Below are 13,233 nucleotides of genomic sequence, written 5' to 3'. Positions count from 1 at the left end.
GCAATGAGAATGGCGTCACATTAATGGCTATTGGATATTGCGAACATCAGGTTGGGCCTGATTGTTCCTAGGGGAATCCCTTAGGCACGGGAACCTGCCGCGCAAACCGTGGTCGCGCCGCAGAGAATGTAGCAGATGAAGTCACGGGGCCAGTAAAGCATGATGTTAATGTGACATCAATGCTTCCTCATGGCATTTTGTAGGTGATTTGTATGGGGATCAAGATCGGCTGGAGTCAGCCGATAACCCTCTTTAATGAATTCACCAGTACAAGCCCCAGGAGTCATTTGATGGCCGGCATTCTCGATACGGTAGACCAACGCACGCAACTGGTGGGTGAGAATCGCCTGGAAATTCTCATGTTTCGACTGGCCGGGCGCCAATTGTTCGCGATCAACGTGTTCAAGGTCCAGGAAGTCCTGCAACTGCCCAAGCTGACCCTGATGCCCCAGCGTCATCCGTTTGTCTGCGGTGTGGTCAACCTGCGCGGTCAGACCCTGCCGGTGATCGACCTGTCGCAGGCCATCGGCATGCGTCCTCTGGTGCCGGGCCCCAACAGCACGATCATCGTCACCGAGTACAACCGCTCGGTGCAGGCGTTCCTCGTCGGTGGCGTGGATCGCATCGTCAACATGAACTGGGAAGCCATCCTGCCGCCACCGACCAGTGCCGGCCGACAGCACTACCTGACCGCCATCAGCAAGGTCGACGATCAACTGGTGGAAATCATCGACGTCGAGAAAGTCCTCGCTGAAATCGTTCCCTATAACGCCAAGGTGTCCCGCGACAAGCTCGAAGACCCGGTTCTGGAGCGGGCTCGCGGTCGTGAGGTGCTGTTGGTGGACGACTCCAATGTGGCCCTGTCGCAACTGCGCGACACCCTCGGCCAGTTGGGCGTGAAAATGCACATTGCCAGTGACGGTCTGAAAGCCCTGAACATGCTCAAGGCGTGGGCGGATACAGGGGTCAACATGACTGACAAGCTGTTGATGATCTTCACCGACGCGGAAATGCCGGAAATGGACGGCTATCGCCTGACCACCGAAATCCGCAACGACCCGCGTCTGCGTGGCCTGTATGTGGTGCTGCATACCTCGCTGTCCGGCAGCTTCAACGATTCGATGGTGAAGAAGGTCGGTTGCGACAACTTCCTCTCCAAGTTCCAGCCGGACAAACTGGTCGATGTGGTGCGCCAGCGTCTGATGCTCGACGAAATACCGGCCTGATCAACTTGTCGAGGCTGATCCGGCGTCAGACTTTGATTCGGCGACAAAGCTCGTATAGGGTGGCGTTTTTCACCCACCAGGGAGCTGGCCATGCTGCGTCTGAGCGCGCTTTATCGTTACCCGTTGAAATCCGCCAAGGGCGAGGTCCTGCAAGGGATTGGCCTGGACAAACTGGGGCTTGAGGGCGACCGACGCTGGATGCTGGTAGACGAGGCCAGCGGGCGCTTCCTGACTCAGCGTGCCGAAGCGAAGATGAGCCAATTGTCGGCGCTGTGGAATGCCGACGGTGGCCTGAACCTCGAGGCGCCGGGGCATTCGGCGATTGATATCGCGCTGCCTGGCAACGAAGCCGAACTGCGCGGCGTGACCATCTGGCGCGACACCCTGCGTGTGCCGGATGCCGGCGAAGAAGCGGCCCGTTGGGTCAGCGAGTTCATTGGCAAACCGACCCGGCTGGTGCAAGTGCCGCTGGACCGCGCCCGGACGACTCAGGCCGGATATGGCAACGATGACGACCAGGTGGCCTTCGCCGACGGTTTCCCGCTGCTGCTGATTGGCGAGGCATCGCTGCAGCATTTGTCGCAGGAAGTCGGACGTCCGCTGGAAATGCTGCGGTTCCGGCCGAATCTGGTGATCGAGGGCAGCGAGGCGTACGCCGAGGATGGCTGGAAGCGTATTCGCATCGGTGATGTCGAGTTCCGCGTGGTCAAGTCGTGTTCACGCTGCATTCTCACCACCATCGACCCGCAGACAGGCGAGCGCAGCGCCGATCGCGAGCCACTGGCGACGCTGCAGAAGACCCGCGCCCAGGCCGACGGTGCAATGTTCGGTCAAAACCTGGTCAATGACAGCAATGGCCGACTCGAAGTCGGCATGCCTGTGGAAATCCTCGAGTAATCTGCCCCGAAACGAAAAATGCCCGTGTCCTTGGACACGGGCATTTTTCATGGCCGCAGAAAACCGGGATCTCAGCCGCGGTATTCGCACAGGTAAGCGGTGTCGACGGCCACTTTCAGCTGGAACTTGCTGTTGGCTGGCACGTTGAACTGGCTGCCGGCGGCGAAAGTTTCCCAGTCGCTGCTGTCCGGCAGTTTGACGGTCAGTGCACCCGAAACCACGTGCATGATTTCACGCTGGCTGGTGCCGAATTCGTATTCGCCCGGGGCCATGACGCCGATGGTCGCAGGGCCTTCAGCAGTGCCGAAAGCGATCGACTTGACGGTGCCGTCGAAGTACTCGTTGACTTTAAACATGGGCGATTCCTCTCGAAAAGGGCTTAAAAGGGTCAAAAAGGTAGGCCAGTATGCACAAGGCTCATGGCGCCGTCACCTGCGCTAGAGCGGCAGCACCAGCGGCAATAATCGGGCGGTATTGCGCGCATCTTCCAGCGCCCGGTGCTGCTGACCGGTGAACTGCATACCCGCCAGTTGCAGCGCGCCATTGAGTCCCAGGGGCCGTTCGAGGCGTCGGGCCTTGGCAAAACGCTGTTTGAGGTTCATGTGCGGCACACGCTTCAGCGCACTGTCGAGTTGCAGGCGCTGCCATTCCTGAAGCAATTGCCTGCGGTCGTAGTCGCCCCAACTGGCCCAGCCTTCAAGACGAGTCTGGTGCTGACCGAGCCAGCGCTCGAACGCCGGCCAGACTTCGGTCAGCGGTTGCGCGGCGTCAATGTTGGCCTGGGTGATGTGGGTGAGTTCGCGACAGAACGGCGTCAGCAGGGGCCGACGCACCGGTTTGACGAAGCGCTGAAAGTGGTCCTGCTCGCGACCGGCGCGATCCACCAGGGTGGCGCCGATCTCGATGATTTCCATTTCCGTAACCGGCCAGCCACCCTCATCGGTGGTGGCTTCCAGATCAATGACCAGCCAATGGGGCATCGCAGGGTTCCTGATTTCCGCGTCCTGATAGTCAGAGCGTAGTCAAACCTTGCGGATGCGTTTGACCACTCACTCGACCTGCAACAGAACCTGACGATTTTTGACCTGATCGCCGACCTTGACCTGCACCCGCTTGAGCACGCCGTCGATGCCGGCCTTGAGCGGGTGCTCCATTTTCATCGCCTCCAGCACCACCAGCAACTGACCTTTGCTGACCGGGCTGCCTTCGCTGACAAGCACGTCGATGATTGCGCCATCCATCGGAGCTTTCAAGGTGCCGGAGCTGACGCGGGTCTGACTGTCGATCACCGCATGAGTTCGATCCACCAGGCGCAGGCTGCCGGGGCGGGTGAACAGCCAGAGCTGGTCGTCGTGCAGGCGATAGGCGTGGCGCTGGCGCAGGCCTTCGATTTCCAGGGATATCGAGCGTTCGCTGTATTCGATGAGCTTCAGTTCGAAGGCACGTTCAGCCACCTGAACCCGAACGATGCCATCCGGGGCGGCGAGCAATTGCACACTCCACGCCTGATCGTCGAGACCCAGCCGATAGTGCAATGGCGCCCCGGTATTGTTGCGCCAACCGGCCAAGGGTGAACGATGCGCCCCGGCGCAGGATTGATAAAACAGCAACGCTGCAACCGCGAGTTCTTCGGCACTCGGTTTATGGGGATGCAGACAAGGATGGTCGGCGAAATGCTGCGAGATAAACCCGGTGCCGAATTCGCCGCTGATGAACTGCGGATGCTGCAACAGACTGGCCAGCAGTCGCTGATTGCTCTGCACACCCAGCAACACGCTGTCCTGCACCGCGCGCAGCAATTTGCGCCGGGCTTCTTCACGGGTCGCGCCGTGGGCGATCAGTTTCCCGAGCAACGGGTCGTAGAACGGTGAGATCGACTGCCCTTCGATCAGGCCGTGATCAATCCGCGCACCGCGATCCAGTGCCGGCGCCCAGACTTCGACACGCCCGGTCTGCGGCAGAAAATCCTGGGCTGGATCTTCGGCATAGAGGCGCACTTCCATGGCATGGCCATCGAGCTTCACCTGCGCTTGGGTCAGTGGCAGCGGCTGGCCTTCGGCGACCGACAGTTGCCAAGCCACCAGATCCAGCCCGGTAATCAATTCAGTCACCGGATGCTCGACCTGCAACCGGGTGTTCATCTCCAGAAAGTAGAACCGGCCATCGGCATCAAGCAAAAACTCCACGGTGCCGGCGCCGACATAGTTCACCGCACGCCCGGCCTTGAGCGCCGCTTCGCCCATCGCCTGACGCAGTTTTTCGGTCATCACCGGACAAGGCGCTTCTTCGATCACTTTCTGGTGGCGGCGCTGAATCGAACAGTCGCGCTCGCCGAGGTAGATCAGATTGCCGTGGTGGTCGCCGAACAACTGCACCTCGACGTGACGCGGTTCGATCAGCGCCTGTTCGAGAATCAGTTCGTCGCTGCCGAAGCCGTTCAAGGCTTCCGAGCGGGCCGTGCGCAACTGCGCCGGCAGTTCCTCGGCGCTGTGCACCAGACGCATGCCGCGCCCGCCACCGCCGGCGCTGGCCTTGATCATCAACGGGTAACCGATGCGTTCGGCTTCGCGGGTCAGCGTTGCGTCATCCTGCTCGGCGCCCTGATAGCCGGCGATGCACGGCACACCGGCGGCGAGCATGGCGATTTTCGACTGGCGTTTGCTGCCCATCAGTTCGATGGCTTCGACGCTGGGGCCGATGAACGTCAGGCCGGCCTGTTCGCAGGCACGGGCGAATTCGGCGTTTTCCGAGAGGAAGCCATAACCGGAATGGATCGCGTCGGCACCGCTGCGCCGGGCGGCGTCGAGGATGGCCGGGATGTTCAGGTAGGACTGCTGCACGGACGCCGGGCCGATGTTCACCGCCTCATCCGCCATTTGGACATGCAGCGCATTGGCGTCGGCGTCGCTGAACACCGCAACCGTGCGATAGCCCAGAGCCTGGGCGGTGCGCTGGATGCGGCAGGCGATTTCACCGCGGTTGGCGATCAGGATTTTGTGGATGACGGGCATGGTGGTTTTTCCTGAATGTTGGCGGTGGATTGAAGGGCCTCATCGCGGGCAAGCCCGCTCCCACAGAGTCAGGTGCTCCATCCGGGTTTGCGCTTTTGCACGAACGCCATCGTGCCTTCTATGCCTTCGGCACCGGTCACCGCTTCGCTGAACCACTGCGCCGCTTCATCCAGCAATTCGTTCGATGGCTGGCCGGCGCTGGCCAGCAAGAGTTTCTTGGTGGTGGCATTCGCTTCGGGAGCACAGCACAGGACATGCTGCAACACCTCGTCCAGCCGCTCGGCCAACGCCTGTGGATCCTCTTCGACAAAATGCACCAGCCCCAGACGCCGTGCCTGATGACCGTCGAATCGTGCAGCGGTCAGCGCCAGGCGCCGGGCTTCGGTGAGGCCGATGCGTTGCACCACAAACGGCGCGATCTGTGCTGGCAACAGACCGAGACTGGTTTCCGGCAGGCCGAATTGCGCCTGATGATCGGCCATCGCGATATCGCTCACGCACGCCAGTCCGAAACCGCCCCCGAGCACCGCGCCCTGCAGTACGGTGATCAACACTTGTGGCGCGTGCTGGGCTTCTTCCAGCATCGACCCGAAGGCACGGTTCAACTCGCGATAGGCATCGCTGCCCTGGGCGCGGGCGTTGGCCATGTCCTTGATGTCGCCACCGGCACAGAAATGCCCGCCGGCGCCGCTGAGCACCAACGCGCGCACGCTGCGGTCATCGCGCACGGCGGCGAAAATCGATCGCAGCTCGGCGACCATCTGCAGGCTCATGGCGTTGCGGTTTTCCGGGCGATTGAGGGTGACGTGCAGCACGCCGTTATGGGGTTCCAGCAACAGCGTCTGGCAAGCGGGCAGGGTGGTCATTTCTTTTTCCCCGGCAGGATGCCCATCAGTTTGCAGATGATCCCCAGCATGATTTCGTCGGCGCCCCCGCCAATCGATACCAGACGCACGTCGCGGTAGGCGCGGGCCACCGGGTTGTCCCACATGAAGCCCATGCCGCCCCAGTATTGCAGGCAACTGTCGCTGACTTCGCGGCCGAGGCGCCCGGCCTTGAGTTTGGCCATCGAGGCCAGTCGGGTGACATCCTGGCCTTTCACGTATTGCTCGGTGGCCTGATAGACCAGCGCTCGCAGGCATTCGATTTCGGTCTGCAATTCGGCGAGGCGGAAGTGGATCACCTGATTGTCGATCAGCGCGTTGCCGAAGGTCTTGCGTTCCTTGCAGTACTCGATGGTGCTGTCGATGCAATATTCCAGGCCCTTGATCATGTTGGCCGCGCCGAACAGGCGTTCTTCCTGGAATTGCAGCATCTGCATCATGAACCCGGCGCCTTCATGGCCGATGCGATTGCGCTGGGGCACGCGCACGTTGTCGAAAAACACCTGGGCGGTTTCCGAGCTGCGCATGCCGAGCTTGTCGAGGTGCGAACTGAGGCTGATGCCCGGCGTGTTCATCGGCACCATGATCAGCGACTTGTTGATGTGCGGTTTGTCGTCCGAGGTGTTGGCCAGCAGGCAGATGAAGTCGGCGCTCGGCGAGTTGGTGATCCACATCTTGCTGCCGTTGATCACATAGTCGTCGCCGTCCTTGCGCGCGGTGGTCTTGAGCCCGGCGACATCGGAACCGGCACCGACTTCCGACACGCCGATGCAACCAACCTGTTCACCGGTGATCGCCGGGCGCAGGAATTCCTCGCGCAACTCATCGGAACCGAAGCGGGCGAGGGCGGGAGTGCACATGTCGGTCTGCACGCCGATCGACATCGGAATGCCGCCGCAATGGATGGTGCCGAACTCTTCGGCCGCGACGATCGAATAGCTGTAATCCAGGCCCATGCCGCCGAATTTCTCCGGCTTGGAAATCCCCAACAGGCCGAGGTCGCCGGCCTTGCGGAAAATCTCGTGGATCGGAAAACGCCCAGCCTTTTCCCATTCATCGACGTGGGGGTTGATCTCGTGCTCGACGAACTGGCGGACGGTACGGCGCAGTGCTTCGTGTTCCGGGGTGAAGATCATTTTTATTGTTCTCCTTGAGTCCGTGGCGATCAGAACCGGCTGACGCCGAAGCTGTTGGGTTGCAACGGGCGGATGCCGGCTTCGTGGCAGATGTCCAGCAGATAGCCGAGCAGGGTGCGGGTGTCGCGTGGATCGATCAGCCCGTCGTCCCACAGGTTGGCGCTGCCATAGAGGGCGGTGGACTGGCTGTCGAGTTTCTGTGCGGTGACCTGCTCCAGCATGTCGAGCATTTTCGGGTCGGGCGCCAGGCCGTCCTTCAACTGCTTGGCTTCGGTGACGATACGCAACACCTTGCCGGCCTGGGCGCCACCCATCACGGCGGTACGGCTGTTGGGCCAGGCGAAAATGAAGCGCGGATCAAGCCCGCGTCCGCACATTGCGTAGTTGCCCGCGCCATAGGAACCGCCGACCACAATGGTCAGTTTCGGCACCCGCGCATTGGCCACGGCCTGGATCAGTTTCGAGCCGTGCTTGATCACGCCGTGCTGTTCCGATTCGGTGCCGACCATGAACCCGGTGGTGTTATGGAAAAACAGTAGCGGCGTCTGGCTCTGGTCACACAGTTGAATGAACTGCGCGGCCTTGCTCGCGCCGTTGGGCGTGATCGGGCCGTTGTTGCCGATGAAACCGCAGGCGCGGCCCTGAATTTTCAGGTGGCCGCAAACGGTCTGCTGATCGAACTCACCCTTGAACTCCATGAAGCGCGATTCGTCGGCGATCCGCGCAATGATTTCGCGCACGTCGTAAGGTTTTTTCGGGTCGTCCGGGATCAGGCCGAGCAGCTCGTCGATGGGATACAGCGGCTCCTTGAATTGCGGCTCAGGCAGCCACGGCAGTTGCTCGTTCCAGTTCAGCAGGCTGACGATTTCCCGCACCTGACGCACGCCGTCGGCATCGTTTTCGGCCAGGTATTCGGCGGTGCCGGCGACTTGCGCGTGCATCTCGGCGCCGCCCAGTTCTTCGTCCGTGGCAACTTCACCGGTCGCCGCTTTAAGCAATGGAGGACCAGCGAGAAACAGCTTGGCCTTGCCGCGCACCACCACGACGTAATCCGACAGCCCCGGCTGATAGGCACCGCCAGCGGTGGCCGAACCGTGCACCACGGTGATCTGCGGCAAACCCATGGCGGACATGCGCGCCTGATTGGCAAAACTGCGCGCACCTTCGACGAAAATCTCCGCCGCATAATTGAGGTTGGCGCCGCCGCTTTCGGCGAGGGTGATGACCGGCAGTTTGTTTTCCTGGGCAATCTGTTGCAGACGCAGGGATTTTTTCAGGCCCGACGGGGAAATCGTCCCGCCCTTGATCGCGCTGTTGTTCGCCACGATCAAGGCGCGCACGCCGGACACGTAACCGATGCCGGCGATCAAGCCGCCACCGGCCGAGCTGCCGTCCTTGTCGTCGTGCAGCTTGTAGCCGGCCAGGCTCGCCAGTTCGAGGAAGGGCGCGCCGGGGTCGAGCAACAGATTCAGACGCTCACGGGGCAGCAATTGTCCGCGTTTGTCGAATTTGGGCTTGGCTTCGGCAGCCTTGTTCAGCAGGTTCTGTTCCAGCTGCTGGACTTGCTCGATGGCCGCAAGCATCGCTGCGCGGTTGCGGGCGAAGGCTTCGCTGTGCGGATCGAGCTGGGATTGAATGACCGGCATGGCTTACTCCTTGTCCTTCAAGACATCCGGTATATAGGCCCGGTGAAAACCGTTGAACGATTCGCTGTGGGTCGCCTTGTGCAAAGGCCAGGCGCGACTGCCCAGACTGGCGGCGCCGTCGATGCGCAAGGTGCTGCCGCTGATGAACGCGGCAGCCGGGCTGAGCAGAAACACGATCGCCGCGCTGACTTCCGATTCCGTGCCGATGCGCTTGAGCGGCACATGTTCCCGCAAGGTCGGGATCACAGCCTTGAACGCGCCTTCGTAAGTGTCCATGCCGCTGGAAGCGATCCAGCCCGGTGCCACCGCATTCACCCGGACACCGGCGTAACCCCATTCGAACGCCGCCGTTTTGGTGAAGTTGTCCATGCCCGAACGGGCGGCGCCGGAGTGGCCCATGCCGGGCATGCCGCCCCACATGTCGGCGAGCATGTTGACGATGTTGCCGCCGTGTTTGCTCATCGACTGGTTGAACACTTCCCGGGCCATCAGGAAACCGCCGACCAGATTGGTGCGCAGCACGGTTTCGAAGCCTTTCTGGTTGATCGAGGCCAGGGGCGAGGGGTATTGGCCGCCGGCATTGTTGACCAGCCCGTGGATCGGCCCGTGTTCGCGGATCAGCTCGCTGACCAGTGCCTTCACGGCTTCTTCATCGCGGATATCACACGCTTTCCAGTGCGCACGACCATCGTCCTCGGCAATTTCGGCGGCAACGGCTTGCAGCTTTTCCGGCTTGCGTCCAACCAGCACCACGTTGGCCCCGAGCGCCGCCAGTTCATGGGCGGTGCATCGCCCGATGCCGCTGCCGCCTCCGGTGACGATCACGGTCTGACCGCTGAACAGGTCAGCCCTGAAAATCGATTCATACGCCATGGTGCCAATCCTCTAGTCGAACTGTTCGGCGATGCTCTGCGGCACCGGGATCTGGATTTCCAGTAGTTGTTGGGCGAAAGCCTTGCCTTGCGGGTCGATGCGCAGACTCGCCACGCCGCCGCCACCGAGGGCGTTTTCCAGCAGGAAATTCAGGCTGTGAGTACCCGGCAGATACCAGCGCTCGACCCGGCCGTGAATCGGGTCGAGGACATGGCTCATCCAGTCGACAACCACCGCCGGGGTCAGCGCTTCGGCAATCCACGGCAGGTATTCGGGGCGGCGCGGCAGGACGCCGATGTTGCTGTGATTGCCTTTGTCGCCGGAGCGCGCCACCGCCAGTTTCACCAACGCTACGCTGGCGTCGGCGCGGCCCTGGGGGCCAGGCGTTTCGTGGGGCAGGGGCAGATCCTGGCTGTCGAGGGGGGTGGGGGCGGGCAGGGCGAACGGATGAGATTGGCCGTCGATGTCGATCTGCAATGTGCAGGCGCTTTTGTCGATCAGGAACGAGAACAGCCGGATCAGCGGATACACCGTCGGCCGCCCGCCGACAATGCCGGTCAGGCCCGGCGCCATGCCGGTGGCCGCCTGGGCGATTTCCCGGGAGAACAGGACCAGTGCCTGTTTGTTCGGGTGGCGCACGGCGAGTTTGATCACCACTTCGCGGCTGTCCCGGCGCTGGCCGTGAGGGCCGTAGGTGGCTTCGCTGCCAAGCAGCTCGATATGGGTTTCGGTGTAAGGGCCCCAACCGCGTTGCTCGAGCATTTCCGAAGTCTTGTCGATGATCGCCTGACTGACGCGCCGAGCCTTTTCCACCGCATCGATGCCGGCGATCAGGCAACTGGCGGTACAGCGGAAACCGTCCGGATAAGTTGCGCTGACCTTGTATTTGTCGCTGGGTGGCAGGCCTTTGGCGCCGTGGACCCGAACCGCGTTTTTGCCTTGTTGCTGAAGTTTGACCTGACTGAAATCGCAGACCACATCGGGCAACAGATAGGCCTGTGGATCGCCGATCTCGTAAAGCATCTGTTCGCCGACGGTCAGCGGCGTGACCAGTCCGCCGGAGCCTTCGGGTTTGCTGACGATGAACTGGCCGTCGGCGCTGACTTCGACGATCGGAAAGCCGATGTGTTCGTAATCCGGCACGTCGCGCCAATCGGTGAAGTTGCCGCCGGTGCACTGCGCGCCGCATTCGATGATGTGCCCGGCCAGGGCGGCTTGCGCGAGTTTGTCGTAGTCGTGCCACGACCAGCCGAATTCATGCGCCAGTGCGGCGCTGACCACTGCGCTGTCGACCACCCGGCCTGTAATCACAATATCGGCGCCCAGGCGCAGCGCTTCGACAATGCCCGGCGCGCCGAGGTAGGCGTTGATCGACACACACATCGGCGGCAGCGGGGCTCCGCTGAACATTTCCGTGATGCCTTGGGAGGCAAGGTGTTTAAAGTGAGGTTGCAGGTCATCGCCCGACAGCACGGCGATTTTCAGTGCCACGCCGGCCTTGTCGCAGGCCGCTTGCAGGGCGGCGGCGCAGGCCTGGGGATTGACCCCGCCGGCATTACTGATGACGCGTATCTTCTGTTCGGCCAGTTGCGGCAGCAGGGGCGCCAGGACTTCGATGAAGTCCCCGGCGAACCCAGCCTGCGGGTCCTTCATTCGCGCGCCGGCCATGATCGACATCGTGATCTCGGCCAGGTAGTCGAACACCAGATAATCCAGCTTTCCACCGGCTACAAGCTGCGCGGCGGCGGTCGAGGTGTCTCCCCAGAATGCGCTGGCGCATCCGATGCGAACCGTGGTGGGCATTTTCATCTCCGACTCAGCAACCTGTGACAGAAGTGCATCGAGGCTACCAAGCAAGCGCTTGGTTTGTAAACAGGCGAATTATCTTCTGCCCAAGCGCTTGCTTGGTCGCGGCCGGCGGCTTAAATTGCCCGCGCAACCCTGCGGTTTCAGGGCGGCAGACGACTGAACGACTGTAGGAGAGAACGGGTGGACGAGCAAAAAGCCCTGAAGGTCATGCGCGAACTGGTCGACGAAGGCCAGTTGACCGACCCGGACAGCGCTCGCGGCAAACTGCTGCAAGTGGCGGCCCACCTGTTTCGCAACAAGGGCTACGAACGCACCACGGTGCGCGACCTGGCGGGCGCCGTGGGTATTCAGTCAGGCAGCATCTTTCATCACTTCAAAAGCAAGGATGAAATCCTGCGTGCAGTGATGGAAGAAACCATCCGCTACAACACGGCGCTGATGCGGGCGGCCCTGGCCGATGCGGCCAATGTCCGCGAGCGGGTGCTGGCGCTGATCCGCTGCGAATTGCAGTCGATCATGGGCGGCAGCGGCGAAGCGATGGCGGTGCTGGTGTATGAATGGCGCTCGCTGTCCGAAGACGGTCAGGCCAAAGTGCTGGCGCTGCGGGACATCTACGAAGAACTCTGGCTGCAAGTGCTGGGCGAGGCCAAGGAGGCAGGGTTCATTCGAGGTGACGTGTTCATTACCCGACGTTTTCTCACGGGCGCGCTGTCCTGGACCACCACCTGGTTCCGCGCCGGCGGCAGTCTGAGCCTCGATCAACTGGCCGAAGAAGCGCTGATTCTGGTGCTTGAAGAAGGCTGATCACTTTCTATCGGCCCGGGAAACTGGCTAACTGGGCGAAACCGCCTAGCTTGAATGCATGGAACGGTACTTTTTCGGGGAGTGGGGTGTTTTGAAGTCTTCGTCAAATCGGACGGCCGCCGGGCTGATGCTGGCAGCGCTGGCTGCATCCTGGGTTTTGCCTGCTCAGGCGGTGCAAGTGGTTCGGGTGGGGGCTGCGCATTTCCCGCCTTACACCATTCGCCCGGAAAACGGCGCCGACACGGGGCTGCTGCCGGAATTGGTCGCTGCATTGAACAGTGCTCAGAGCGACTACCGTTTTGAGCTTGTCCCCACCTCGATTCCACGACGGTTCGGCGATTTCAAGGAGGGCCGCACGGACATGGCGATCTTCGAGAATCCGGACTGGGGCTGGAAAGACATTCCCCACACCACGGTCGACATGGGGCTGGAAGACGCGGAGATTTTCGTCGCGGAAAACGAACCCGGTCGCCAGCAGAATTACTTCGCCGATCTCAAGGGCAAGCGCCTGGCGTTGTACAGCGGCTATCACTACGAGTTCGCCAACTTCAATGCCGACCCCAAATACCTCGCGGAAACCTACAACGCCACGCTGACCTATTCCCACGACAGCAACCTGTTGATGGTGCTGCGCGGTCGGGCGGACATTGCGCTGGTCACACGCTCGTATCTGTTCGATTACCTGCTGCGCAACGCAAAAGTGCGTGATGAATTGCTGGTGTCCCAGCGCATCGACCAGATCTACCACCACTACGCGATTCTCAGGCCAGAGGCACCGATTACCGGCGAAGCGTTCAGCAAGCTGCTGCAAGGCCTGCGTGACAGCGGGCAGATGCTGAAGATCTTCGATCCGTACAAGATCGCCGTGGTGCCGGTGCCTCGCCCATGAGTTGCGGTTTTTACCGTCCGGCCTAAATTTCCCGCCCCGGCTCACGTCCCATCGTTGA

At 61.6% G+C, this 13,233-nt stretch carries 12 protein-coding genes; 4 read left to right on the top strand and 8 right to left on the bottom strand.

All coding sequences use genetic code 11. The annotated features are described in order from the left end of the window. The first annotated feature begins 290 nt into the window (after positions 1–290). Together ACSPX5_RS14785 and ACSPX5_RS14780 are read left to right on the top strand one after the other, a co-directional pair. Positions 291–1,226 carry a chemotaxis protein CheV gene (locus ACSPX5_RS14785; RefSeq protein WP_439819823.1) on the top strand — a complete coding sequence of 312 codons (936 nt, stop codon included), beginning with the start codon at positions 291–293 and terminating at the stop codon, positions 1,224–1,226. A gap of 90 nt (positions 1,227–1,316) precedes the next feature. After that, positions 1,317–2,123, top strand: coding sequence for an MOSC domain-containing protein (locus ACSPX5_RS14780; protein WP_169431292.1), 807 nt, complete (start codon positions 1,317–1,319; stop codon positions 2,121–2,123). A gap of 71 nt (positions 2,124–2,194) precedes the next feature. Here the strand turns inward: ACSPX5_RS14780 and ACSPX5_RS14775 are convergent, their stop codons facing one another. From ACSPX5_RS14775 to ACSPX5_RS14740, 8 genes are all read right to left on the bottom strand, one after another. Then, positions 2,195–2,479: a pyrimidine/purine nucleoside phosphorylase gene (locus tag ACSPX5_RS14775; protein WP_007940055.1), complete on the bottom strand. Its 285-nt coding sequence runs from the start codon at positions 2,477–2,479 to the stop codon at positions 2,195–2,197. 81 nt (positions 2,480–2,560) lie between these two features. Continuing rightward, the gene (locus ACSPX5_RS14770) at positions 2,561–3,103 is read right to left on the bottom strand and encodes an exonuclease domain-containing protein (protein ID WP_439819822.1); all 543 of its coding nucleotides are present in this window, start codon (positions 3,101–3,103) and stop codon (positions 2,561–2,563) included. A gap of 69 nt (positions 3,104–3,172) precedes the next feature. Next, positions 3,173–5,134: an acetyl/propionyl/methylcrotonyl-CoA carboxylase subunit alpha gene (locus tag ACSPX5_RS14765; RefSeq protein WP_439819821.1), complete on the bottom strand. Its 1,962-nt coding sequence runs from the start codon at positions 5,132–5,134 to the stop codon at positions 3,173–3,175. A gap of 68 nt (positions 5,135–5,202) precedes the next feature. Next, entirely contained in the window at positions 5,203–6,000 is a 798-nt protein-coding gene (locus ACSPX5_RS14760; protein ID WP_207865456.1) for an enoyl-CoA hydratase/isomerase family protein, read from the bottom strand. After that, a complete protein-coding gene (gene atuD / locus ACSPX5_RS14755; RefSeq protein ID WP_169431288.1) occupies positions 5,997–7,154 on the bottom strand; it encodes a citronellyl-CoA dehydrogenase in 1,158 nt (385 codons plus the stop codon). The genes ACSPX5_RS14760 and atuD overlap by 4 nt, the downstream gene beginning before the upstream one ends. Before the next feature lie 29 nt (positions 7,155–7,183). Continuing rightward, on the bottom strand, positions 7,184–8,800 hold the full coding sequence (gene atuC / locus ACSPX5_RS14750; RefSeq protein WP_439819820.1) for a geranyl-CoA carboxylase subunit beta: 1,617 nt from the start codon (positions 8,798–8,800) through the stop codon (positions 7,184–7,186). A 3-nt stretch (positions 8,801–8,803) separates the two neighbouring features. Beyond that, positions 8,804–9,673, bottom strand: a complete 870-nt coding sequence (locus ACSPX5_RS14745) for an SDR family oxidoreductase (protein WP_439819819.1) — start codon at positions 9,671–9,673, stop codon at positions 8,804–8,806. A gap of 12 nt (positions 9,674–9,685) precedes the next feature. Next, positions 9,686–11,476 (bottom strand): acyclic terpene utilization AtuA family protein, encoded by a 1,791-nt coding sequence (locus ACSPX5_RS14740; protein ID WP_439819818.1) that lies wholly within the window; start codon positions 11,474–11,476, stop codon positions 9,686–9,688. A gap of 186 nt (positions 11,477–11,662) precedes the next feature. Here ACSPX5_RS14740 and ACSPX5_RS14735 point away from each other — a divergent pair, with 186 nt between their 5' ends. Both ACSPX5_RS14735 and ACSPX5_RS14730 read left to right on the top strand, forming a co-directional pair. Further along, a complete protein-coding gene (locus tag ACSPX5_RS14735) occupies positions 11,663–12,286 on the top strand; it encodes a TetR/AcrR family transcriptional regulator (RefSeq protein WP_207868106.1) in 624 nt (207 codons plus the stop codon). A 91-nt stretch (positions 12,287–12,377) separates the two neighbouring features. After that, positions 12,378–13,175 (top strand): substrate-binding periplasmic protein, encoded by a 798-nt coding sequence (locus ACSPX5_RS14730; protein WP_439819817.1) that lies wholly within the window; start codon positions 12,378–12,380, stop codon positions 13,173–13,175. Positions 13,176–13,233: the final 58 nt, after the last annotated feature.

This window comes from Pseudomonas sp. HLG18 (assembly GCF_051903985.1).
Lineage (GTDB): Bacteria > Pseudomonadota > Gammaproteobacteria > Pseudomonadales > Pseudomonadaceae > Aquipseudomonas > Aquipseudomonas fluorescens_BT.
Note: the sequence above shows the minus strand (reverse complement) of the source record. Positions and strands in the feature narration are given on the sequence as shown.